Annotated in this window: 28 protein-coding genes and 1 tRNA gene; 5 read left to right on the forward strand and 24 right to left on the reverse strand. The window is 63.8% G+C overall.

The window, feature by feature from the left end; all coding sequences use genetic code 11:
• Window positions 1–49: 49 nt before the first annotated feature.
• From BM171_RS05060 to BM171_RS05080, 5 genes are all read right to left on the reverse strand, one after another.
• Window positions 50–724: a fumarylacetoacetate hydrolase family protein gene (locus BM171_RS05060; RefSeq protein ID WP_093009755.1), complete on the reverse strand. Its 675-nt coding sequence runs from the start codon at window positions 722–724 to the stop codon at window positions 50–52.
• Between the two features lie 102 nt (window positions 725–826).
• Complete coding sequence (locus BM171_RS05065; RefSeq protein ID WP_093009756.1) at window positions 827–1,621, reverse strand: FAD binding domain-containing protein; 795 nt, start codon at window positions 1,619–1,621, stop codon at window positions 827–829.
• Window positions 1,622–1,716: 95 nt separating this feature from the next.
• Window positions 1,717–4,083: a xanthine dehydrogenase family protein molybdopterin-binding subunit gene (locus BM171_RS05070; protein WP_093009757.1), complete on the reverse strand. Its 2,367-nt coding sequence runs from the start codon at window positions 4,081–4,083 to the stop codon at window positions 1,717–1,719.
• An 85-nt stretch (window positions 4,084–4,168) separates the two neighbouring features.
• Window positions 4,169–4,654: a (2Fe-2S)-binding protein gene (locus BM171_RS05075; protein WP_093009758.1), complete on the reverse strand. Its 486-nt coding sequence runs from the start codon at window positions 4,652–4,654 to the stop codon at window positions 4,169–4,171.
• 76 nt (window positions 4,655–4,730) lie between these two features.
• Window positions 4,731–5,252 (reverse strand): SRPBCC family protein, encoded by a 522-nt coding sequence (locus BM171_RS05080; RefSeq protein WP_093009759.1) that lies wholly within the window; start codon window positions 5,250–5,252, stop codon window positions 4,731–4,733.
• Between the two features lie 146 nt (window positions 5,253–5,398).
• Here BM171_RS05080 and BM171_RS05085 point away from each other — a divergent pair, with 146 nt between their 5' ends.
• A complete protein-coding gene (locus BM171_RS05085; protein ID WP_093009760.1) occupies window positions 5,399–6,130 on the forward strand; it encodes an ABC transporter ATP-binding protein in 732 nt (243 codons plus the stop codon).
• Window positions 6,127–6,918, forward strand: a complete 792-nt coding sequence (locus BM171_RS05090; protein ID WP_093009761.1) for an ABC transporter permease — start codon at window positions 6,127–6,129, stop codon at window positions 6,916–6,918. Before BM171_RS05085 ends, BM171_RS05090 begins: the two co-directional genes overlap by 4 nt.
• A gap of 9 nt (window positions 6,919–6,927) precedes the next feature.
• Here BM171_RS05090 and BM171_RS05095 read toward each other — a convergent pair whose 3' ends face one another.
• The 3 genes from BM171_RS05095 to BM171_RS05105 all read right to left on the reverse strand — a co-directional run bounded on the left by BM171_RS05095 (window position 6,928) and on the right by BM171_RS05105 (window position 9,045).
• Window positions 6,928–8,052, reverse strand: coding sequence for a pyridoxal-phosphate-dependent aminotransferase family protein (locus BM171_RS05095; RefSeq protein WP_093009762.1), 1,125 nt, complete (start codon window positions 8,050–8,052; stop codon window positions 6,928–6,930).
• A gap of 82 nt (window positions 8,053–8,134) precedes the next feature.
• Window positions 8,135–8,593, reverse strand: a complete 459-nt coding sequence (locus BM171_RS05100) for an Lrp/AsnC family transcriptional regulator (RefSeq protein ID WP_093009763.1) — start codon at window positions 8,591–8,593, stop codon at window positions 8,135–8,137.
• The gene (locus tag BM171_RS05105) at window positions 8,590–9,045 is read right to left on the reverse strand and encodes an Lrp/AsnC family transcriptional regulator (protein WP_093009764.1); all 456 of its coding nucleotides are present in this window, start codon (window positions 9,043–9,045) and stop codon (window positions 8,590–8,592) included. Before BM171_RS05105 ends, BM171_RS05100 begins: the two co-directional genes overlap by 4 nt.
• A gap of 135 nt (window positions 9,046–9,180) precedes the next feature.
• On the opposite strand from BM171_RS05105, the gene ilvC reads away from it, so the two are divergent.
• Window positions 9,181–10,203 carry a ketol-acid reductoisomerase gene (ilvC, locus tag BM171_RS05110; RefSeq protein WP_093009765.1) on the forward strand — a complete coding sequence of 341 codons (1,023 nt, stop codon included), beginning with the start codon at window positions 9,181–9,183 and terminating at the stop codon, window positions 10,201–10,203.
• A 59-nt stretch (window positions 10,204–10,262) separates the two neighbouring features.
• Here the strand turns inward: ilvC and BM171_RS05115 are convergent.
• From BM171_RS05115 to iscR, 15 genes are all read right to left on the reverse strand, one after another.
• Window positions 10,263–10,339 (reverse strand) — tRNA-Arg (locus tag BM171_RS05115).
• Window positions 10,340–10,408: 69 nt separating this feature from the next.
• Window positions 10,409–11,431 (reverse strand): methyltransferase, encoded by a 1,023-nt coding sequence (locus tag BM171_RS05120; RefSeq protein ID WP_093009766.1) that lies wholly within the window; start codon window positions 11,429–11,431, stop codon window positions 10,409–10,411.
• 65 nt (window positions 11,432–11,496) lie between these two features.
• Window positions 11,497–12,717: a cysteine desulfurase gene (locus BM171_RS05125; RefSeq protein WP_093009767.1), complete on the reverse strand. Its 1,221-nt coding sequence runs from the start codon at window positions 12,715–12,717 to the stop codon at window positions 11,497–11,499.
• The gene (locus BM171_RS05130; protein WP_093009768.1) at window positions 12,710–13,300 is read right to left on the reverse strand and encodes a YIP1 family protein; all 591 of its coding nucleotides are present in this window, start codon (window positions 13,298–13,300) and stop codon (window positions 12,710–12,712) included. Before BM171_RS05130 ends, BM171_RS05125 begins: the two co-directional genes overlap by 8 nt.
• Entirely contained in the window at window positions 13,297–13,785 is a 489-nt protein-coding gene (locus tag BM171_RS05135; protein WP_093009769.1) for a YIP1 family protein, read from the reverse strand. The genes BM171_RS05130 and BM171_RS05135 overlap by 4 nt, the downstream gene beginning before the upstream one ends.
• A 4-nt stretch (window positions 13,786–13,789) precedes the next feature.
• Window positions 13,790–15,073 (reverse strand): Fe-S cluster assembly protein SufD, encoded by a 1,284-nt coding sequence (gene sufD / locus BM171_RS05140; protein ID WP_093009770.1) that lies wholly within the window; start codon window positions 15,071–15,073, stop codon window positions 13,790–13,792.
• Window positions 15,073–15,828, reverse strand: a complete 756-nt coding sequence (sufC, locus tag BM171_RS05145; RefSeq protein WP_093009771.1) for a Fe-S cluster assembly ATPase SufC — start codon at window positions 15,826–15,828, stop codon at window positions 15,073–15,075. Before sufC ends, sufD begins: the two co-directional genes overlap by 1 nt.
• A gap of 33 nt (window positions 15,829–15,861) precedes the next feature.
• Complete coding sequence (locus BM171_RS05150) at window positions 15,862–16,464, reverse strand: hypothetical protein (RefSeq protein ID WP_093009772.1); 603 nt, start codon at window positions 16,462–16,464, stop codon at window positions 15,862–15,864.
• Window positions 16,461–17,354: an FkbM family methyltransferase gene (locus BM171_RS05155; RefSeq protein WP_093009773.1), complete on the reverse strand. Its 894-nt coding sequence runs from the start codon at window positions 17,352–17,354 to the stop codon at window positions 16,461–16,463. The genes BM171_RS05150 and BM171_RS05155 overlap by 4 nt, the downstream gene beginning before the upstream one ends.
• Complete coding sequence (locus BM171_RS05160; RefSeq protein ID WP_093009774.1) at window positions 17,354–17,668, reverse strand: heavy metal-binding domain-containing protein; 315 nt, start codon at window positions 17,666–17,668, stop codon at window positions 17,354–17,356. The genes BM171_RS05155 and BM171_RS05160 overlap by 1 nt, the downstream gene beginning before the upstream one ends.
• Window positions 17,665–17,877, reverse strand: coding sequence for a hypothetical protein (locus tag BM171_RS05165; RefSeq protein ID WP_093009775.1), 213 nt, complete (start codon window positions 17,875–17,877; stop codon window positions 17,665–17,667). The genes BM171_RS05160 and BM171_RS05165 overlap by 4 nt, the downstream gene beginning before the upstream one ends.
• Window positions 17,874–18,053 (reverse strand): hypothetical protein, encoded by a 180-nt coding sequence (locus BM171_RS05170; protein ID WP_093009776.1) that lies wholly within the window; start codon window positions 18,051–18,053, stop codon window positions 17,874–17,876. The genes BM171_RS05165 and BM171_RS05170 overlap by 4 nt, the downstream gene beginning before the upstream one ends.
• A 28-nt stretch (window positions 18,054–18,081) precedes the next feature.
• On the reverse strand, window positions 18,082–19,626 hold the full coding sequence (gene sufB / locus BM171_RS05175; protein ID WP_093009777.1) for a Fe-S cluster assembly protein SufB: 1,545 nt from the start codon (window positions 19,624–19,626) through the stop codon (window positions 18,082–18,084).
• A 47-nt stretch (window positions 19,627–19,673) separates the two neighbouring features.
• A complete protein-coding gene (locus BM171_RS05180) occupies window positions 19,674–20,717 on the reverse strand; it encodes a cysteine desulfurase family protein (protein WP_093009778.1) in 1,044 nt (347 codons plus the stop codon).
• A gap of 106 nt (window positions 20,718–20,823) precedes the next feature.
• Window positions 20,824–21,288: a Fe-S cluster assembly transcriptional regulator IscR gene (iscR, locus tag BM171_RS05185; RefSeq protein ID WP_093009779.1), complete on the reverse strand. Its 465-nt coding sequence runs from the start codon at window positions 21,286–21,288 to the stop codon at window positions 20,824–20,826.
• Window positions 21,289–21,455: 167 nt separating this feature from the next.
• On the opposite strand from iscR, the gene BM171_RS05190 reads away from it, so the two are divergent.
• Both BM171_RS05190 and BM171_RS05195 read left to right on the forward strand, forming a co-directional pair.
• Window positions 21,456–22,109: an alpha/beta hydrolase gene (locus BM171_RS05190; RefSeq protein WP_093009780.1), complete on the forward strand. Its 654-nt coding sequence runs from the start codon at window positions 21,456–21,458 to the stop codon at window positions 22,107–22,109.
• Window positions 22,110–22,111: 2 nt separating this feature from the next.
• Window positions 22,112–22,369: a hypothetical protein gene (locus BM171_RS05195; RefSeq protein ID WP_245760189.1), complete on the forward strand. Its 258-nt coding sequence runs from the start codon at window positions 22,112–22,114 to the stop codon at window positions 22,367–22,369.
• A gap of 16 nt (window positions 22,370–22,385) precedes the next feature.
• On the opposite strand, the gene BM171_RS05200 is transcribed toward BM171_RS05195, so the two are convergent.
• The gene (locus BM171_RS05200) at window positions 22,386–22,970 is read right to left on the reverse strand and encodes a DUF924 family protein (RefSeq protein ID WP_093010098.1); all 585 of its coding nucleotides are present in this window, start codon (window positions 22,968–22,970) and stop codon (window positions 22,386–22,388) included.
• Window positions 22,971–22,976 lie beyond the last annotated feature (6 nt).

The raw sequence follows: 22,976 nt of genomic DNA on the forward strand, positions 1-22,976 counted from the left end.
TGGCCGTGCTCACACCCGGCTTTCTTCTCACACCGGGCCTGCCGGCGGATCAGGTCAGCGTCAGCCGAACCGGCTCCAGCCCTTCGCAAGTGCCAACAAGAACGTCACCGCGCGCGACGGCCCCGACGCCAGAGGGCGTGCCGGTCATCACGATATCCCCGGCACCGAGCGCGTAGAGCGTGTTGAGATCGTTCAGAATTTCGGGCACCGACCAGACCATGTCCGCAAGCGCACCCTCCTGCCGGAGCGTGTCGTTGACGGTAAGCGAGAGCACCTGTGCGCCGATCCCGCCGAATTCGGAAGCCGCTGTCAGAGGGCCGATGACAGCGCTCGCCTCGACGTCCTTGGCGGTCGACCACGGCCGGCCTTTCGCTTTCGAGGCCGCTTGCAGATCGCGCCGCGTCATGTCGAGCCCGACCGCATAGCCGAAGACCGCGCTCATCGGATCTGCCGCATCGACCGGCCCGTGAAGCGCAACCACGAATTCGACCTCGTGGTGATAATCCTCCGTGCGTGGCGGCATCGGATGGCTGCCAGACCCCACGGCATGATGCGGGGACTTGGTGAAATAGAACGGCGCTTCGCGGTCGACCTCGTTGCCCATCTCGGCGGCGTGGGCTGCGTAATTCCGTCCGACGCAGAAGATCCGGCGCAGCGGAAAGCGCGCCGCCTGCCCGTGGATCTCAAGGCTCGGTTGGCGTTCGGGGTCGAAAATGTAGGACATGAGGCGCCTCAGCTTGATTTTTCGCGACATTGCCACGCGGCCCCGCAAAGAGAAACCCCGGCACCTTGCGGCACCGGGGGTCACTTGCACACAGGTGGGCTATCAGCTCGCCGCTGCGACGGCCCGTTTGGTCATCACCTTCACGATATGCGCGCGGTAATCGCCGGAGCCGTGAAGGTCCGAGATCATGTTCGAGCCATCCGGAGCCGACAGGCTGTCGATCGCCTCCGCCGAGAAGTTCGACGAGAGCGCGCTCTCGGCCTCGCTCCAGCGGAACACGCCTTCGTTCGAAGCGCCGGTGACCGCCACGCGGACACCATCGGCGTATTTCGCCACGAAGACCCCGACCAGCGCGAAGCGCGAGGCCTGCTGCTCGAACTTCTGGTAGTTCGATTTCTCCGGGATCGGGAAGCGGACCTCGGTGATGATCTCCGCCTCTTCGAGCGCGGTTGCGAACATGCCCTGGAAGTAATCGTCCGCGGCGATCTCGCGCTTGTTGGTTTTGATCGTCGCGCCCGTGCCGAGCGCTGCGGCCGGGTAGCAGGCCGAGGGGTCGTTGTTGGCCAGACTGCCGCCGATGGTGCCACGGTTACGCACCGCGGGATCACCGACATTGGCGGCGAGGTTGGCGAGGCCCGGGAAATCCGCCATCGCCTCTTTCGCGACCGTGCCATGCGTCGTACCGCCGCCGATGGCGAGCTGGCCGTCATCGGTCTTACAGACACCCTTGATGTCCGCGATGCCCGTGAGGCTCACGAGCTTTGTCGGCATGGCAAGGCGCTGCTTCAGCGTCGGAATGAGAGTCTGACCGCCTGCAAGCGGCTGCGCGTCCTCCTCGCCGAGGGCTTTGACCGCCTCGTCGATGGATGTGGGCCGCACCAGATCGAAATTGTACATCTTGTCCTCCTTCTGGCCGCGTCTGGGGCTCTGCCCTCACGATCCGGCCGAAAATAGATGGGTGGGTCCGGGAGGCCGCGCCCCCCGGACTGGCCTCACTTCTGCATCGCAGCCCAGACGCGCGCCGGTGTCGCGGGCATGTTGATGTGCTCAACATGGGTGTGGCCACCCGAATGCAGCGCATCGATCACGGCGTTGATGACCGCGGGCGGCGAACCGATGGCTCCGGCCTCCCCGCAGCCCTTCACCCCGAGCGGGTTGTGAGTGCAGGGCGTCTGGCAGGAATGGTCCACCTGGTAGAACGGCACATCATCGGCGCGCGGCATGGCGTAATCCATGTAGGACGCGCTCAGAAGCTGGCCGTTCTCGTCATAGGCGCAATTTTCCAGAAGCGCTTGGCCGACACCTTGGGCGATCCCGCCATGAACCTGGCCGGAGACGATCATCGGATTGATGATGTTGCCGAAATCATCGGCGGCCGCGAACCGCTCCACCGTGACCTTGCCGGTCTCGGGGTCCACCTCGACCTCGCAGGCATAAGCGCCAGAGGGATAGGTGAAGTTCGCCGGATCGTAGAAGGCCGTCTCCTCGAGCCCCGGCTCGATATCCTCGAGCGGATAGTTGTGCGGCACGTAGGCTGCCAGCGTCACGTCCCCCCAGGCGACCGACTTGTCAGTGCCCGCGACGGTGAACTGGCCGTCCTTCAGCTCGATATCGGCCTCGGAGGCTTCGAGAAGGTGCGAGGCGATCTTCTTGGCCTTGTTGATGATCTTTTCGGTCGCCCGGACCATGGCCGAGCCGCCCACCGCGATAGAGCGCGAGCCGTAGGTGCCCATGCCCATCGGCGTGTTTGCAGTGTCGCCATGGACGATCTCGACCATCGAGGCATCAATGCCCAGCATCTCTGCCACGACCTGCGGGAAGGAGGTCTCGTGCCCCTGCCCGTGGCTGTGGCTGCCGGTCATCACCGTGATGCCGCCCGTGGCGTTCACACGCACCGTCGCGCTTTCATAAAGACCCGCACGTGCACCAAGCTGTCCGACAAGGTTCGACGGCGCGATGCCGCAGGCCTCGATATAGCAGTTGATGCCGAGCCCGCGCAGCTTGCCGCGCTTCTCGCTTTCCTTGCGACGTGCCTCGAAGCCCGCGAAATCCGCGATCTCCTGCAGCTTGTCCATCGTCGCGTCGTAATCGCCGGTGTCGTATTCCACGGCGACCGGAGTCGAATAGGGGAACTCGGTGATGAAGTTCTGCCGGCGCAATGCGACCGGATCGACGCCAAGCTCGCGCGCCGCCTTGTCAACGACCCGCTCGAGCTGGAACGTCGCCTCGGGACGACCCGCCCCGCGATAGGCATCGACCGGAACGGTATTGGTGAAGACCGCCTTCACGTTCACGTAGATGAGCGGGGTCTTGTAATTGCCCGCCATCAGCGTGCCGTGCAGCCAGGTCGGCACGGAAGGTGCGAAAGTGGACAGATACGCGCCCATGTTGGCGTAAGTCTCGGTCCGGATCGCCGTGAAGTTGTTGTCCTTGTCGAGCGCGAGCTCGATCTTGGTGACGTGGTCCCGCCCATGTGCGTCCGACATGAAGGCTTCGGAGCGCGAGGAGGTCCACTTCACGGCCCGCTTCAGCTGGCGCGCGGCGAAGGTGCAGAACGCCTCTTCGGCATAGTGGAAGATCTTCGTGCCGAAGCCGCCGCCCACATCGGGCGCGACGACACGCAGCTTGTGCTCGGGGATGCCGAGAACGAAGGCGCCCATCAGAAGACGGATCACGTGGGGGTTCTGCGAGGTGGTGTAGAGCGTCGACATATCGTCGGCGCGGTTGTAATCGCCGACGGCAACGCGCGGCTCCATCGGGTTGGCGACGAGACGGTTGTTCACCAGCTCGAGCGTGGTGACATGCGCCGCTTCCTTGATCGCCTTGTCGACCGCCTCGCGGTTCTCCTCGACGAAGCCCCAGTCGTAGCAGAGGTTGTTTTCGAGATCGTCGTGCACCTTCGTGGCCCCGTCCGCGACGGCGGCCTTCATGTCCACGACCGCGGGCAGTTCCTCGATGTCGAGCTCGATCGCCTCGGCGGCGTCGCGCGCCTCTTCGAGCGTCTCGGCGACGATGGCCGCGATCGGATCGCCCACATGGCGCACCTTGCCTTGCGCGAGGACGGGATGCGCGGGCTCCTGCATCGGATTGCCGTGCCGGTCCGTGATCTGCCAGCCGCAGGGAATGCCGCCGACGCCTTCGAAATCAGCGCCGGTGAAGATGCGCACGACGCCCGGCATACCGGATGCGGCGCTGGTGTCGATGTTCTTGATCCGGCCATGCGCCACATCCGAGCGCAGGAAATGCACATAGGCCTGACCATAGATGTTCACGTCGTCGGTATAGTTTCCGACGCCAGTCAGAAAGCGGACGTCCTCGCGCCGCTTGGTGCTGGCTCCGATGCCTGTGTCCTTCGGCATGTCTTATCCTCCCTTGGGTCGATGCGGGTCATGCCGCATCTGGAATGCTCACAGGGTGCGCCCGAAGGCACACCGCCCGTTCAGATCATTCGGCCGCGATCTGTTCGACGTCCTGTCCGGATGCCGCCATGATCGCCTTGATGATGTTGTGGTAGCCCGTGCAGCGGCAGATATTGCCTTGCAGGTAGGAGCGGATCTCGTGCTCGCTGGGCTTGGGGTTTTCCTTCAACAGCGCCGCCGCCGACATCACCATGCCCGGCGTGCAGAAGCCGCATTGGAGGCCGTGATGGTCCTGGAATGCCTGCTGGATCGCGTTGAGCGAGCCGTCGGGATTGGCCGCGCCTTCGATGGTCGACACCTCGGCCCCGTCCGCCTCGGCGGCGAACATCGTGCATGCCTTCACCGCCTCGCCGTTCACATGCACGACGCAGGCACCGCATTGCGACGTGTCACAGCCGACATGGGTGCCGGTCAGGCGCAGATCATTGCGCAGAAAATTGACGAGGAGCGTGCGCCCCTCGACCTCACCGGAAACGGACTTGCCGTTCACCGTCATCGAAACCTTGGTCATAAAATCCTCCCTTGGATCTTTGTCTCTTGTGCCTTTTCCGGTCGCGCCCTTCCGCGACCGGTCTGTCCCGCCCCGGTCAGGAGACGAGACGCTTGAACCAACCTTTTTTCTTGTCGCCGGGCGTCTGTTCGGCCTCTGGGGCCTCCTCGGGATCGGCCGGGCCTTCGATCGCCTCTTGCAGGCGGGTGAAGAACTGGTCCGCCATCTTCTTGGCGAACCCGTCGATCACGCGGCTGCCAAGCTGCGCGAGCTTGCCGCCGACATTGGCGTCCACGTCGTATTTCAGAAGCGTGCCTTCGCCGTTCTCCTCGAGGTGCACCGTGGCGCTGCCCTTGGCGAAGCCCGCGGCGCCGCCCTTGCCCTCGCCCGAAAGCTTCAGCGAATTGGGCTCGTCGCGCTCCGATACGTTGACCTGTCCCTTGAACGTCGCCTTCACCGGGCCGACCTTCTGAACGACCGTGGCCTCGAACCCGTCTTCGGCGTTGCCGGTCATCTCGGTACAACCTGGCACGCATTCCTTCAGAACGTCGGGATTCAGGATCGCCGCCCAGACCACCTCTCGGGGGGCGGCCACTTCGCGGGAATCGCTCATCTGCATGGAATGTCCTCTCCTTTTGCGGCGAGGTTAGGGATCAACCTATCGCCGGGGTATTAGACCTTTTGCCGAGTGGCCCGGTCGCTGCCGGCCTTTCGCCGCCGCCCCGCCCCGGCTAGGTTTTCCCGGATCGGAAGGGGAGCCGCGGAATGCGAGCCGGTATCGCAACAGAGGGTGTAAGCTTTCGCTACGGACGTAAAGAGGTGCTGAACGATGTCGGCTTCTCCGTGGAGCGCGGACGCTTCGCCGCGCTTCTGGGTCCGAACGGCGCGGGCAAGTCGACGCTCTTCGGCCTGCTCACCCGTCTGTTCACCACGCCCGAAGGCCGGATCGAGATCGCCGGGCAAGACATGCGCAAAACGCCCCGCGCGGCGCTGGCGCGGATGGGTGTGGTCTTCCAGTCGACGACGCTCGATCTCGACCTGACGATCCGCCAGAACCTGCGCTATTTCGCGGCGCTGCACGGGCTTTCTGGCCGCGCGGCGGAAGCCCGGATCGACGCCGCGCTGGAGAGGCTGGCCATCGCCGACCGTGCAGGAGAGAGAGCGCGCGGTCTCAATGGCGGACACAGGCGGCGGACGGAAATCGCCCGCGCCCTCATCCACGATCCCGAGGTGCTGCTGCTCGACGAGCCGACCGTCGGCCTCGATGCCGCCGCGCGGGCGGGGATCACCGACCATGTGCACCGCCTCTGCGCTGACGAAGGTCTGACCGTTCTCTGGGCGACGCACCTGACCGACGAGGTTGCCGATACCGACCGGCTCATCGTCCTGCATGAAGGGCGCATCCATGCCGATGGCGAAGCGCGCGAGATCCGGGGCGCGCAGGATCTGAGAACCTGCTTTCTTAAGATGACCGGCGCCGACGAGGCCAGCGCATGAGCGGCTACTGGACGGCCCTGCGCGCCATCGTCCTGCGCGAGGCGCTGCGCTTCGTCCATCAGCGCGAGCGGTTCCTCGCCGCCCTGGTGCGCCCGCTCGTCTGGCTTCTGGTCTTTGCGGCGGGCTTCCGGGCGGCGCTTGGCCTCTCGATCATCCCGCCCTACCAGACCTACATCACCTATGAGACGTATATCGTGCCCGGCCTCTGCGGCATGATCCTGCTGTTCAACGGGATGCAAAGCTCGCTCAGCCTCGTCTATGACCGCGAGACCGGCTCCATGCGGCTTCTGCTGACCGCGCCCCTGCCCCGCTCATGGCTCTTGTTCTGCAAACTGCTAGGCGCGACGCTGGTCGGCATCCTGCAGGTTTACGCCTTCCTCGCCATTTCCTGGGCTTTCGACATCACGATGCCGCCGGCGGGCTATGTTGCCGTCCTGCCCGCGCTGTTGATCGCAGGGCTGATGCTCGGCGCGCTGGGACTCGCGCTCTCCTCGCTCATCAAGCAGCTGGAGAATTTCGCGGGCGTGATGAACTTCGTGATCTTCCCGATGTTCTTCCTGTCGACCGCGCTTTATCCGCTCTGGAAGATGGCCGAGAGCTCCACGCTGTTGCGCGACATCTGCGCGGCGAACCCCTTCACCCATGCGGTCGAACTGATCCGCTTCGCGCTTTACGCCGAGGCGAACCTGCCCGCGCTCGGCTGGACCGGGCTGGCCTTCGCGGCCTTCTGGGGCCTTGCCCTCTGGGGCTACGATCCGGCGCGCGGGTTGGTCCGCCGGAAGGGCTGAACCCGCACGTCACAAAGCCCGGTCGAGCGCCGCGTCGAGCCGGGCAACGGTTGCGTCAACGTCCTTGAGCTTGTCGAGCCCAAAAAGACCCAGCCGAAAGGTCGAAAACCCCTCGGGCTCGTCGCAGGCCAGAGGCACGCCTGCCGCGATCTGCACGCCGTTTTTCGCGAAAGCCCGGCCGGACTGCACCTCGGGATCGCTCGTGTAACTCACGACGACGCCCGGCGCGCCATAGCCTTCCGCGGCGACGGACCGGATGCCTCGCGCGGCGAGGCTCTCCCGCACCCGCGCGCCCAGCTCGAACTGCGCCGCGCGCATCGCGTCGAACCCCTCGCTCTGCGTCTCGCGCATCGCATCGCGGAACGCGCGCAGCCCGTCCGTCGGCATAGTCGCGTGATAGGCATGACCTCCATTCTCGTAGGCCGCCATGATCGCGCGCCATTTCTTGAGATCGGCGGCAAAACTGTCCGAGGTCGTTTCTTCCATCCGCTGCGCCGCGCGCTCGGACAGCATCACGAGACCCGCCGAAGGGGTCGCAGACCAGCCCTTCTGCGGAGCGGAGATCAGCACGTCGACGCCCGTCGACGCCATATCCACCCAGGCGCAGCCCGACGCGATGCAATCGAGGACCATGAGCGCGCCGACCTCATGCGCGGCCTCGCTCAGCCCCGTGAGGTAGTCATCGGGCAGGATGATTCCCGCCGAGGTCTCCACATGCGGGGCGAAGACGATGTCGGGCCGTGTCTCACGGATCTTGGCCTGAACCTCCTCGATCGGCGCAGGTGCGAAGGGCGCGTCGATCTCGTTGCCGGTGCGGCGGGCTTTCACGACATGGGCCTCTCCGCCGAAGCCGCCCGCTTCGAAGATCTGGCTCCAGCGATAGGAGAACCAGCCGTTGCGGACGATCACGGCTTCAGCCTCCTGACCGAATTGCCGCGCGACCGCCTCCATCGCGAAGGTGCCGCCGCCGGGAACGATGGCGACCGCATGGGCCTTGTAGACCTCGCGCAGCATCTCCGAGATGTCCCGCATCACGTCCTGGAAGTTCTGGCTCATGTGATTGAGCGAACGGTCGGTGAAGACGACCGAGAATTCCTCGAGCCCGCCGGCGTCGATATCCTGATTGAGTGCCATTCTGCGGTCTCCTTCCCGTCACCTGTCGATGTGCTACGCTGTCCCGGCGCGGCTGGCAAAGCCTATCTCGGCATACCGGGGCTCACCCGATCGGGCCCGGCCGCCGCTCCTCGGACAGAAGCACATTGGCATCGAGGCTCGCCACGCCCGGTAGCGTCATGATCCTCCGCCGAAGCACGCGCTCGAAATCGGGCAGATCGCGCGCCACGACTCGCAGGCGGTAATCGTACATCCCGAGAATATGCTCGACCGTCTGCACCTCGGGAATGGCCGAAACGGCCCGCTCGAAATCCCCAAGACTCGCCTGCCCCTTGGTGCCGAGCTTCACGCCAAGAAAGACGGTCACGCCGAAGCCGAGCTTTTCCGCGTCGAGATCGAGCCGCGTGCCGCGAATGACGCCCGCCTCGCGAAGCCGCCTGATCCGCCGCCACGCGGCCGGCTGCGAGAGCCCGAGCGCGCGGCCGATCTCGCCGGCGGAAGCATCCGCATTGTCCACGAGCGCCCTCAGGATCGCGCGATCGGTCTCGTCGGTCTCGATCATAGCGGTAGAGTCTCGTCATGCTTGACCCGGGCGATATGCATGAGCGCCTCGAGATCGGTGATATGCGGCAGAGCCAGAAGCTTTTCCCGGTAGAGGGTCTGATAATGCGCCAGATCGCGCGCGATGACGGAAAGCCGCACATCGACCTGGCCAAGAAAGGTCTGGATCTCGATCACTTCAGGCACGCGCCGCGCCTCTGCCGCGAATTCTTCAAATGCGTTGCTTTGCGACTTGTCGAGCGTCACCCGCAAGGAGACCTCGACCGCATAGCCGAGTGCCGCCCAATCGATAATGGCGCGGGCACCGCGCAGGATGCCCGCGCTTCGCATCTTCCCGAGCCGCCGCGTCAGCGTTGTCGCGGTGACGCCTGCTCGCTCGGCCAGTTCCTGCCCCGAAAGATCGGGTGCGGCCTGAAACTGGCGAAGGATGCGTCGGTCTGTATCGTCGAGCATGAATTCTCCGACAAATCGCAAATAGTCGAATTAGAATTTCGCTCTTTGCACAGAACGCCCGAATATCGCAACAACATTCATCCCTGTCGCACTTATCTTGCCGGTCGGAACAAGAACCAGCCGAAGGAGGCATCCATGCGCGTGTATTATGACCGCGATTGCGACATCAATCTTATCAAGGACAAGAAGGTGGCCATCCTGGGCTACGGCAGCCAGGGCCATGCCCATGCGCTGAACCTGCGCGACTCGGGTGCCAAGAACGTGGTCGTTGCGCTGCGCGAGGGCTCCGCATCGGCGAAAAAAGCCGAAGGCGAAGGGCTGAAGGTCATGGAGATCGCCGAGGCCGCCGCGTGGTGCGACCTGATCATGTTCACCATGCCCGACGAGCTGCAGGCCGAGACCTACAAGAAATACGTGCATGACAACCTCAAGGAAGGCGCGGCCATCGCCTTCGCCCACGGCCTCAACGTGCATTTCGGCCTGATCGAGCCGAAGCCCGGTGTCGACGTCATCATGATGGCCCCCAAGGGCCCCGGCCACACGGTGCGCGGCGAATACACCAAGGGCGGCGGCGTGCCCTGCCTCGTCGCGGTCGACAACGACGCGACCGGCAAGGCCCTTGAGCTGGGCCTTTCCTACTGCGCGGCGATCGGCGGCGGGCGCTCGGGCATCATCGAGACGAACTTCCGCGAAGAATGCGAAACCGACCTCTTCGGTGAGCAGGCGGTTCTCTGTGGCGGCCTCGTCGAACTGATCCGCATGGGATTCGAGACGCTGGTCGAAGCGGGATACGCGCCCGAGATGGCCTATTTCGAGTGCCTGCACGAGGTGAAGCTGATCGTGGACCTGATCTACGAAGGCGGCATCGCCAACATGAACTACTCGATCTCGAACACCGCTGAATACGGCGAGTACGTCTCCGGCCCCCGCATCCTGCCCTACGACGAGACCAAGGCGCGGATGAAGGCGGTTCTGAACGACATCCAGTCGGGGGCCTTCGTGCGCGACTTCATGTCCGAGAACCAGGTCGGTCAGCCGTTCTTCAAGGGCACGCGCCGCCTCAACGACGCGCACCAGATCGAGGAAGTCGGCGAGAAGCTGCGCGGCATGATGCCGTGGATCTCGGCCGGCAAGATGGTCGACCGCGCCAAGAACTGATCGAAGATCCGGGGCGGCGTTCGCGCCGTCCCGCCCCATGGGCGCCATGTTTTGGAGAGTGGCGCACCCGAAAGGATTCGAACCTTTGGCCTCTGCCTTCGGAGGGCAGCGCTCTATCCAGCTGAGCTACGGGTGCCTGAGCGCGTTGCTAACCGCTCCGCCTCTCGGACGCAAGCAGGCTCGAAAGCCTACCGGCAAAATCCCATCACTCCGGTTTCCGCGCAGTCGCGAGCATCGTCATCTCGGGGATCATCGTGTCGATCTCGGTATCGGTGAACCCGGCTTCTGCCAAAAGCGCCGCGAGGCTCGTCGTATCGTTGGACCGTGCCTCGGGCGTGAAGGCCGTGTGCTGCAATTGCCAGAGCGCCGCAAGGCGCGGGCCATCGCGGCTGTCGCTCACAATAAAGTCGTGGATCATGACGCAGCCGCCGGGGCGCAGCACATGCATCGCTTTTTCCAGAAGTCCCGGCTGCGCGTCACCCGGCACGCCTGAGAAGAGATAAGACATCAGCACAGCATCGACACCGTCCGGCCAGTCCGCCTCGATGGCATTGCCCTCGGCATAAGTGATGCGGTCCGAGAGTCCCGCCTCCTCCACGTAAGACCGCCCAAGCGTTGCGACGTTCGGGAAATCGAGGATCGTGACCTTAAGCTCGGGATAGGCTTTGCAAAGCCCGATGGCGAAAGCGCCGGTGCCGCCGCCGACATCCAGCACGTGCCGCGCATCGGCGAGGTCGACCTTCTTGGCCAATTGCCGCGCCGGTCCGGACGATCCGGCATGCTGGCTTTCGGAATAAAGCCGCGCCTCCTCAGCATCGCTAAACCAGGTCTCGTAACTGTCGGTGGCGCCAGGCGGCAATTCGCCCGTCAGTGCGGGGCCGAGCTGGTCGAGCAAGCGGTACATCTGCTTGCCGACCTGCAGCCGCAGGTAATCACCGAAATCGTATTTTGCGCCTTTCACGAGGAAAGCTTCCGCCGCGGGCGAGTTCGAAAAACGCCCCTCGTCGACCGTCACGAGGCCAAGTCCCGCGAGCGCCGTCAGCAGGGTCGCTGCACGATCGCCATGGACACCTGCCGCCTGCCCGATCTCCTCAGCGGTCTTCGGGCCACCTTGAAGGGTCGAGAACACCCCCAAATCGAGCGCTACGAACAGCGCTTTCGAGCCCATGAAGCCGAACGCGATGTCTGAGATCTGGTCGGCATCTTTCAACGGCTCGGGTGTCGGCATGGGGTGTCCTCGGATGGTTGCTGAGTGGCCCCCATCCTACGGCCTCCCCCCCGAGGCGCAACCGGCTAGCCGAAAAGGTCGTGGGCGAGCTCGAGCGCATCGATCAGCGTATCGACTTCGGCCTCGGTGTTGTAGAGTCCGAAAGAGGCGCGACAGGTGCCGGTGACGCCCAGGAAATCCATGAGCGGGCCCGCGCAATGGTGACCGGCCCGGACCGCGACACCCTTCTTGTCAAGAATGGTAGAAATATCATGGGCATGCGCCGCGGAGTTCATCGTGAACGAGAAGATCGCGGCCTTGTCCTCGGTCGTGCCCTGCACGCTCAGCCAATTGAGCCCGTCGAGCCGCTCGCGGGCGTAGTCGCGCAGCCGCGCCTCGTGCGCCGCGACATTCTCCATGCCGAGATCCATGAGGTATTCGAGCGCCACGCCGAGCCCGATCGTCTGCACGATGCCGGGCGTGCCCGCCTCGAACTTCATCGGCGGATCGGCATAGGTCACCTCGTCCTTGTGAACCTCGCGGATCATGTCGCCGCCGCCGATGAACGGTCGCATCTCGGCCAACCGATCCTTCTTGATGAAGATCGCGCCCGAGCCGCTCGGACCGTAAAGCTTGTGCCCGGTGATGGCGTAGAAATCCGCGCCAAGCGCGTCGAGGTTGACCGGCATGTGCACCGCCGATTGCGAGCCGTCAACGAGGACGGCCACCCCTTTTTCATGTGCCGCGTCGATGATCGTCTTCACGTCAACGACAGTTCCCAAAACATTGGAAAGATGTGTGATTGCGACAAGCTTGGTCTTGGGTCCGATGGCGTCGATGACCGCTTGCGGATCGAGTGCGCCGCGACTGTCGATATCCACCCATTTCAGCTGCACACCCTGCCGCTCGCGCAGGAAATGCCAAGGGACGATATTGGCGTGATGCTCCATCACCGACAGCACGATCTCGTCGCCAGCCTCCATGCGCGGCATGGCCCAGCCATAGGCGACGGTGTTGATGCCCTCGGTCGTGCCGGAATTCAGCACGATCTGTTCCTCGTCGGCGACGCCGAGAAACCGCGCGATAATCCCACGCACGCCTTCGTACTTCTCGGTCGCGAGATTAGACAAGTAGTGCAAGCCACGGTGAACGTTGGCATATTCCTCGGCATAGCCACGCGTGACCGCGTCGATCACGGCCTGCGGCTTCTGCGCCGAGGCGCCGTTATCGAGATAGACCAGTGGCTTGCCGTTCACTTCGCGGCTGAGAATTGGAAAGTCCTTCCGGACTTCTGTGACGTCATACATTCGCGTTCATCCCGGATGCTGTCGCTCCGATGAGCGTGAGAAAGAAGGATAGCCCGACCGCCATCCCTGCGAGCGCCAGAAGCAGCACGAAGGCCGCCTTGCCGAGAGATGGAAAATCATGGGCTTCCGCGAGGAAGTTAATGAGGATCCAGAGCCCGACAAGCGAGGCTCCGAATGACAAGAGCAAGGCCAATGCCGGTGCGATCGGTGTGATCAGCAGCATCGCGGCCTGCACGAGCGCCCGCAGGGCCTGGAGCCAGATCAGCGTGAGCGCGATATCCTCGAGCCGGCCCGTTCCGCCGACAGCACGTCCCGACCAGGTCAGAACGAAGGCCGCTAGGACCAGCGTTCCTGCAAGACCGGCGAAGAAGAGGACCGGCTGCTCGACGAATGGCGCGATGCTCGGATCCGGCGGCGTGAGGATGGCCGACGCGCGCACGAACGCGGTGTTCAACACAAGCACAAGTGCCGCCGAGAGAAGCAGCGCCTCGCGCCCAAGCCCCAAGGACAAAAGAAGCCGAGCGACCTCCCTAGGGGCCGTCACGCTCTGCCAGGCGAGGCTCAGGAAAGCGGCTGGGGTCATCGAACGGCCTCGTATTCGGCGACCTTGAGGCCGGAGATCCAGAACCAGGTAAAAGCCGCGAACCAGGCCGCACCGACGATCGTCAACTCGATCCCCGCCCCGATGAAGCCCGCGACAAGCCCGTTCAGCAGCAAGAGAGGGCTGGAAGCGAGCAGCGCCCAGAAGAGCGCAAGCCGCGCGCCGTACCAGTCCCCTTTGCCGCCGAGCGCCTTCAGCACGATGTGGCTGAGACCGGCAAGCCCGTAAAAGAACAGCGGCGCGACGAAAATCCAGCCGAACAGTGCACCGGCCATCAACTGGTCGAGCGGTTCGTCCTGCAGGTGCGACTGCCGTGCGAGGGCCGGCAGACGCGAGACGAAAAACAACACGCACGCGCCCATCAGCATTGCCAACGCGCGATCTTCACGACGGCCCGCAGACAGGAGGCGGCGGATCACCGCCCCCGGTCCGCGATAGCTCGCCAGGATGTCCGTCGAAACCGCCACGAGTTCAGGCGGTCCGGCGTCTCATCAGCCAGGCTTCGATCCGGCTGTTGATCTCGTCTTGAAGCGCCTGATCTTCGACTTCGAGCACTGCCTCGGCAAGGAAGGCGAGCGTCAGAAGGTCTTCGGCATGGCCCTGCGGCACCCCGCGCGAACGCAGGTAAAAGAGCGCCTCCTCGTCGATCGCGCCCGAGGTGGAGCCGTGCGAACAAGCCACGTCGTCGGCGTAGATCTCAAGCTCCGGCTTGGCGTCGAACTCGCTGCTGCCGTCCAGAAGAAGCGACTGGCTGATCTGGTAGCCGTCGGTCTTCTGCGCGCCTTTCTTCACCAGGATCTTACCCTGGAAGACACCGCGCGCACCGTTCCGCAGAACCTTCTTGAACACTTGCCTGCTTTCGCAATTCACCGCGTCATGCGTCACGAACACCGTATCGTCGTGGTGGAAATCGCCGTCGCCCATACAGGCCCCGGCCACATGCGCGACGGCGTTGTCGCCGGTCAGCTCCACGATGACCTCGTTGCGGGTCAGCATCCCGTTCGCGGTCAGGGTGAAGGATTTGAAGACCGATTCCTCGCCAAGCCGCGCAAAGATATGCGTCGCAGCGCGGCGTTCGTGATCGCGCCCTTGCATGCGGATATGATGGAAGGTCGCACCGTCGGCGACATCCACCTCCATGACCTTGTTGAACCGCGCAGCCGCCGGCCCGTTTTCGAGCACGGTCAGTTCCGCGCCCTTCTCCACCTTGACGCAGTGATGCAGCATCGCATCGGATGTCTCTGATTTATGGTGATAAATCAGGCTCACCGGCTTCGATGCCTTGCCGGTGACACGGATCAGGACACCGTCGGTCGCGAACGCCGCGTTGAGCGCCGCGAGAGGCCGCTCCACGGGGGTCTGCCCTGCAATCTCAAGCTGGCCGTAGATGTCCTTGGCCCAATGGATGTCGGCACTGCTTTCGGACAGCCGTTCGATCTCGATCCCTTCGAGGGAAAGATCGTCCGAGGCTTCGGCATCGAAGACACCGTCGACGAAGACGACCTTCAGACGGTCGACATCTTCGAAAATCGGCGTCTCACCGGACTCGAACAACGCTGCTTTCGGGGGCTCGGGCTGAACAAGGCTCTCCGGCCGCGTGTATTTCCAGTACTCGTCGCGAGCATGCGGCAGGCCCATCGCCCGGACCCGCGCAAGCGCGTCGCGGCGCGCGGAGGCGGACCAGCCGCCCTCGGGCAGGCTGAGCGTCGCCAGCCGCTCTTCGGTTGCGTCAAACTTGATCTGCGGTGCAGCCATTACGCGTTCTCCGACAGAATGTCGCCGTAGCCGTTCTCTTCGACCTCGAGCGCCAGCTCGGGGCCGCCGGTCTTCACGATCCGGCCGTCGGACATGATGTGCACGACATCGGGCTGGATGTGGTTCAGAAGACGCTGATAGTGCGTGATGACGAGGAAGCCGCGATCGGGCGCGCGCAGCTTGTTCACGCCGTCCGCCACGAGCTTCATCGCGTCCACGTCGAGGCCGGAATCCGTCTCGTCGAGGATGCAGAGCTTGGGCTCGAGCATCGCCATCTGCAGGATTTCGTTGCGCTTCTTCTCACCGCCCGAGAAACCGACATTGACCGGACGCTTCAGCATCTCGGCGTCGATGTCGAGTTCCTTCGCCTTGGCGCGGATCTCTTTCAGGAAATCGGTAGAAGACATTTCCTCCTCGCCGCGTGCGACGCGCTGCGCGTTCACGGCGGTGCGGAGGAAGGTCATGTTGCCGACGCCCGGGATCTCGACCGGGTACTGGAACGCCAGGAACATGCCGGCCGCGGCACGCTCTTCGGGCTCCATATCGAGGATGTCCTCCCCCAGAAGATGCGCCGAGCCACCGGTAACCTCGTAGCCGTCGCGGCCCGACAAAACGTAGGACAGGGTCGATTTGCCCGACCCGTTCGGCCCCATGATCGCATGCACCTTTCCGGCCTCGACCTCGAGGTCGACACCCTTGAGGATCTGCTTGTCCTCTTCCTCGAGCTTCACCTGAAGGTTTTCGATTTTCAGCATGTTATCATCCTTTCCTGTCTCATCTCGATGCGTTCAGGGACGCATCATGAATTGCATGATCCGAAGCAGGCGATCCGGCGGGATCGGCTCCGGCGTGATGTCGAACCGGGCCATGCGCCCGGTGATCTCGGGACGGCCGAGGTAGTCCTCGACCTTGTGGTAATGCTCACGCTGCACGTAATCATCAAAGAGCAGTGTGACAGGCCCCTTGGAGAGGTATTTCGCCGCAAGCGCGCAGCCTTGGCGGAAGCGGCCATCGACCAGCACCACGTCGGGCTGGCGAAACTCGCTGAGGCCCCAGACCTCGAGCGGGTAGCGGGGATAGCGTTTCCATTCACTGTCATCTGCCGGATGGCCCCACTCTTTCGTCGGGCCGATATCGGACCAGATCACGTCGACCTCGGTGGATTTCGCGGGCGGATTTGCCGCGAGCCATCCCCGCATCATCTCGGCCCAGTCCTTGTCGGATTCGACCGAGAAGACCTGCTTGCCCGGCATCTCGGACGCCATCACGGTCGAGCCGCCCGAGCCATATTCGAGGATCACGGACGCGCGCGCGTATTCCGCACGCACCAGCGCCGCCTCGGCTTCGGGGAGCGTCAGCTCCGGTCGAGATATGATGGTGCCATCCCTCACGTGGCGCGCGCTCCTAGCGTCTCGCAATAGGCGGCGAACGCGCTTTCCGGTAGCACGTCGCGGCGGATCAGTTCCTTCAGGCAGCGCGCGACCAGATCCGGCAGGCGAAGCGCTCCGGACGCAATCAGCGCGTAATGCTTAAGTGCTTCGTCGGAGAAGCCGTCCATCCGCCGTGGATCGCGCAGGAAGACGGCATCGCCGTCGATGAGTTGCTGGTTCGGGAGGCGCGTTTTCGAAGAGAGCGATGCAGCTTCGTTGATATGCCCACCCACCAGCGTTTGAAAGCTGTGCAGGAGAAATCCCTGCCCACGCAGTTCGCGAACCTGATCCTCGACAAGCGGCTGATGCTCGTAGATTGGAAGAAAGCCGACCTCCGTGATTACGACCAGCGCTTCGGAAAGCTTCGATCGCCCGTTCTCGAATACGGCAAGCTCGCCCCCCTGGATATCGATCTTGAGCAGGTCGATCGCGACGATCTCTGAAAGTTCGTCCAGTCGCTTGGTCTCGAGAGGAACGGTTTCGCGAATTTCCATGAACTTCCGCCAACGCGGTTTGTTCAAATATTCCCGCGTGAGTGCATCGGGACGGTAAAGTGAGGTGAAGCCGCCTGACTGACAGACGTTGAGAGAGCCCATGCGGCCATCACCCACTGCGTAAGGAAGATATCTTTCGTGCGCGCTCTCGCGATTTGCCAAAGCCTCAAAGACGGAAGCTTGCGGCTCGAACCCGGTGACCCGAGCAACCTTCGCATCCAGCAGCGGCTGGTACACCGGCGCCTCGGTTGGATTCGCGCCGACATCCACGATTTCCGTGAGGCGCGCAGGCTCCAGAAGCTCGCGCAGCCGAATCAGCGCGGGGTCGAGGTCAGCGCCCTGTTCGTCCTTCGCCATCACTCGATCACCACCGCTGTTCCAGACACCGACACCATCAACATCGACTCGCCGACGACTTCGTAGTCGATATCCACACCAACCACCGCGTTGCCGCCGAGCTGTCGCGCCCGCGCCTCGAGTTCGCGCATCGCGGTCTCCCTCGCATCTGCGAGCTTGGTCTCGTAAGCCCCCGAGCGACCGCCGACGATGTCGGTGATCTGGGCAAAGAAGTCCCGAAAGACATTCGCACCCATGATCGCCTCGCCGACGACGATGCCCCGGTATTCGGTGATCCGGTGGCCCTCGAGCGTGTTCGTGGTCGAGACGATCATGCGACAAGCCTCACATAGTTGAAGACCATCATGGCCAGGAGCGCGACGCCGCCGACAATCATGGAGGTCAGCGTCACCGACCCGCGGATCAGCCCTTGCGTGTTGCCGTTCCGCGCCCGCACCACGAGACCGATGAAGGCCCCGATAGCTACACCGATGCCGGCCCCTGCGCTTTTCACCAATAGAAATGCCAAAAGCTCTGCGCTCATCGCCGTCCCCTGCCCGTCACTGCCTGCGCGAAAAGGTTTCCCGAAACTCCCGAGGCGAAAGAGACGCCTGGAAAGACGATCATGTCCCGAGCGCGCGCGACAGCACTGACCACAACGGAGAAGAGACCACGGAACGCGCCCGTCAGAACCGCCGGGAATAGGGCCAGCTTGATCATGACGCGCGCGCTCCGTCTTAGTCGCCCGTTAGCCTACCGAGCCTTCGAGCGAGATCGCCACGAGCTGTTGAGCTTCCATCGCGAATTCCATCGGCAGTGCCTGCAGCACTTCCTTGGCAAATCCGTTCACGATGAGCGCGACCGCCTCTTCCTCGTCCATGCCGCGCTGGCGGCAATAGAACATCTGGTCGTCATCGACCTTGGACGTCGTCGCCTCGTGCTCCACCCGGCTCGAGTTGTTCTTCACCTCGATATACGGAACCGTGTGAGCGCCGCACTTGTCGCCGATCAGGAGGCTGTCGCACTGCGTGTAGTTGCGCGAGTTGGTCGCCTTGGGATGCATCGAGACCAGACCGCGATAGGTGTTCTGCGCCTGCCCGGCCGAGATCCCCTTGGAGACGATTCGGCTCCGGGTGTTCTTGCCCAGATGCACCATCTTCGTGCCGGTATCGGCCTGCTGGTGATTATTGGTGATCGCGATCGAGTAGAACTCGCCCTGGCTTTCATTGCCGCGCAAGATGCAGGACGGATACTTCCATGTCACCGCAGAGCCAGTCTCGACCTGCGTCCACATCACCTTGGAGCGGTCGCCCCGGCAATCGGCACGCTTTGTGACGAAGTTGTAGATGCCGCCCTTGCCGTTCTCGTCGCCCGGGAACCAGTTCTGGACGGTGGAATACTTCACCTCGGCATCTTCCTCGGCGATGATTTCCACGACAGCCGCGTGCAGCTGAGCCTGGTCGCGCTGCGGCGCGGTGCAGCCTTCGAGGTAGCTTACATAAGAGCCCTTGTCGGCGATGATCAGCGTCCGCTCGAACTGGCCGGTATTCTCGGCGTTGATGCGGAAATAGGTCGAAAGCTCCATCGGGCAGCGCACGCCCGGCGGCACGTAGACGAACGAGCCGTCCGAGAAGACCGCCGAGTTCAACGTCGAATAGAAATTATCGGAGATCGGCACGACCGAACCCAGATATTTCTGCACAAGCTCGGGATGCTCGCGGATCGCCTCGGAGATGGAACAGAAGATGACGCCGGCCTTCTTCAGCTCCGCCTGGAAAGTCGTGCCGACCGACACGGAATCGAACACCGCGTCGACCGCGACGCGCCGTTCTTCCCCGCCGCCGACGCGGCCCTCTGCAGGCGCTTCGTCCGCGCCTTCGACACCGGCGAGGATCATCTGCTCTTTCAGCGGAATACCGAGCTTCTCATAGGTCTCCAGGAGCTTGGGATCGACCTCGTCGAGCGATTTCGGCTTCTCGGCCATGCTCTTGGGTCGGGCGTAGTAATACTGCTCCTGGAAGTCGATATTGGGATACTCGACCATCGCCCAGTTCGGCTCCTCGAGGCCGACCCAGCGATCATACGCCTTCATCCGCCACTCGGTCATCCATTCGGGCTCTTCGTTCTTCTCGGAGATGAGACGCACGATGTCGGGCGTCAGGCCCTTCGGCGCGTATTCCATCTCGATGTCGGTTTCCCAGCCGTACTTGTAGGTGCCACCGAGATTGCGGACCTTGTCCACCGTTTCCTGGTCGACGCCGTCTTTCACTTCGGGAGTGTCGAGAGCTGTCATTGTCCGACCTTTCCTTGTCCTGTCTGCATCCTCGCGCGGGTTCAGCCTCAGGCGGCCTTCGCGCGGTGTCGTTCAAGATGGCGCAGCCACGTTTCGGCAAAGCGCATCACATCGTCTTCCGTCGTCTCGAGACCAAGGCTCACCCGGATCGCGCCCGAGGCCACCTCGCCCGTCTCGCCCATGGCGCGCAAGACGCGGCTCTCGCGGACCTTGCCCGATGAACAGGCCGAGCCTGCGCTGATCGCAAAACCGGCAAGGTCCATCTGCATGACCTGCGTCTCGCCTTTCCAGCCCGGCACCGCGAAACACGACGTGTTCGGCAGCCGCCGCACGGCCTTGCCCATGAATTTAGTCTCTGGCGCGGCCTGTGCAACGGCATTCTCTAGAACGTTTCTAAGTTTTTCCACCCCGTTCCAGAGCCCGGCATCGAGATCGCGCATCGCAGCCTCTGCCGCGGCGCCGAAGCCCGCGATGCCGATCACGTTCTCCGTGCCCGAGCGGCGGCCCATTTCCTGCCCGCCGCCGCGGATCTGCGCGGCAAGGTCCGTGCCGCGCCGCATCACCAGCGCGCCGACCCCCTTGGGCCCGCCAAGCTTGTGCGCCGAGACGATCGCCATCTCCGCGCCGCTCCAGTTGAAGGCGAAGGGCAGCTTGCCGAACACCTGCGTCGCATCCGTCAGTGCAAGGCCTTGCGGCAGATCCTGCACGATCCCCGTCTCGCTGTTGGCCGCCTGCAGGACGCTCTCGCCCGGCACAGCCACCGCGACCTTGCCATCGCGGTCCACCGGCAGATCCGCATCGATCCAGGCCGCAACCGCGTCATGCTCTATGTCGCCGCCGCGCAGGCCCCGCCCCACAAGCGCCAAAGCTGCCGCCTCGGTCGCGCCGGAGACGAAGACCACGTCCGCGCTATCGGCGCCAAGGGCGGTGGCCACTTGCCGCCGCGCCTTCTCGACGAGCCCCTTGGCCGTGCGCCCCTCGCCATGCACTGAGGACGGATTGCCCGCGACATCCATCGCGGCGATCATGGCCTCGCGCGCCTCGGCCCTCAGCGGCGCCGTCGCGTTATGATCGAGATACACGCGTCTCATGCGCGCCCGCGCCCGCTCTTTGGGTTGGCGAAAATACCGCGGGGGTCCGGGGGCAGCGCCCCCGGCCGGCATCCGCTTGCGCGCCGCGTGGAGTGCACTCCTGCCGTCATGACGCGTCGTCGACCACGTCGAAGAGCGACGGGACGGCCGGGCACGGGACAAGCCCGTTGCCGGCCACATCCGACAGCCGCGTCTGGTGCAGGAAGACATAGACATGCGCCGATAGGCCCTGCCAGAGCCGGTTGGTCATGGATTGCGCCTTGGATCCCGACAATCCGCCCGAGGCGCCGGCTCCGGTATGCATCGCCGACACGGTCTCATCGACCGCTGAGAGCACATCGACCACGCGAATTTCCGTGGCCGGCCGCGCCAGCTTGTATCCGCCGCCCGGCCCCCGCACGGACGCCACGAGATCCGCCCGGCGCAGCTTCACGAAAAGCTGCTCGAGATACGCCAAGGATATATCCTGCCGCTTCGAGATCCCGGCCAAGGTGACCAGGTCGCCGTCGGGCTGCATCGCGAGATCCACGAGCGCAACCATGGCGTAGCGGCCTTTCGTGCTGAGTTTCATCGCGTCCTCCCGGCGTCATCCGAGCCCGTGGCGATTGACCTCGTCTCAGGCTTTGCATATTTGCGACCAAGCCCGATAGGACCGTTCTCGCTGATTAGAATAGTTCTAAATTGCTTGAGGAAAGTCGTCAAGATTTTCCGCCACCCGTTAAGGAGCCCTGTCGCCCCATGCCCGAGGTGATTTTCCCCGGACCCGAAGGCCGCCTCGAAGGCCGCTATCATCCGCAGAAGGATCGCGACGCGCCGATCGCGATCGTCTTGCATCCGCACCCGCAATTCGGCGGGACCATGAACAACAAGGTCGTCTACAACCTGCATTATGCCTTCTACAACATGGGCTTCACCGTGATGCGGTTCAACTTCCGCGGCGTCGGCCGGAGCCAGGGCGAATACGACCAGGGCGTCGGCGAATTGTCCGATGCGGCCTCGGCCCTCGACTACCTGCAATCGCTGAATTCCAATTCCAAGCATTGCTGGGTCGCGGGCTTCTCGTTCGGCGCATGGATCGGGATGCAGCTGCTCATGCGGCGACCGGAAATCACCGGCTTCATCTCGGCATCGCCGCCGGCGAACATGTACGACTTTTCCTTCCTCGCGCCCTGCCCCTCCTCGGGCCTCGTCATCAACGGCACCGCCGACCGGGTGGCACCGCCTGCGGACACGCGCTCGCTGGTAGGCAAGCTGAAGGACCAGAAGGGCATCACCATCACCCACGAAGAGATCGAGGGAGCCGGGCACTTCTTCGAGGAGCCGCACATGGACACGATGATCGGCACCGTCACCGATTACGTGAAGCGCCGCCTCACCGAGACGACGCGCTGATCATGGCCGGGTTCGCAACCGACATCGCTGACCGCCTCGCGCAAGACACGATGGAGGTCATGGATGCGAGCGGCGAGGATCGTCTCTATGTCGAGGTCGCGGCGGTTTTGGCCGCAGCCTCGACCACGCTCGAGGAAGAATATCTGACCTGTATCCGCGTGCGCCTCGCCGAACGGCGCGCCCGCGAATTCCTGAAGATGAAGACCGGTGCGATGGCGACCGATCCCGCACAAGCGGCCCGGCAGACACCCGACAGCTGATCCGGAGGGCGGCCTGTCAGGCCGCCTTCGACGCCTCCTGGAAGTCGCGCAGGATCGCACCGTAACCGCCGTTATCCGCAAATTCCCGCTCCTGGTCCGTCGACCGACGGCCAAGCGCCTCGTTGCGATAGGGAAACCGTCCGAAGCGGCGGATGACCTCGCGATGCACGCGGGCATGCAAGAGATTGTCTTCCCCGCCCGGCAGACGCTCCTTCATCAGCCGCACGCATTGCTCCTGGTCGCACAGGTTCTCCGCATGCATCATCGGGAGGTAGAAAAACTGTCGCGCCGGGGCGTCGATCTTCTGGTCCCACCCGCGATGGACGGCCTGCTTGGCCGCAGCGAGCGCCACCTTGTCGGAGGCGAACGCCTTCGCCTCTCCCCGGAACATGTTCCGCGAGAATTGGTCGAGAAGGATCACGTAGGCCAGAACGCCCGAGGGATAGGTGAGCCACAGCGCGAACTGCCCATCCATTGCGGCCTCGTAGCTCGGCAGGAACCGCTCGCGGATGTCCGCATCGAGCGCCTCGTCCTGTTTGTACCAGCCTTCGGCACCAACCTCGTCGAGCCAAAAGCTCAGGATCTCTTCCGGTGTCTTCAGCACGGC

The sequence above is a fragment of the Roseivivax halotolerans genome (assembly GCF_900115815.1).
Classification (GTDB): domain Bacteria; phylum Pseudomonadota; class Alphaproteobacteria; order Rhodobacterales; family Rhodobacteraceae; genus Roseivivax; species Roseivivax halotolerans.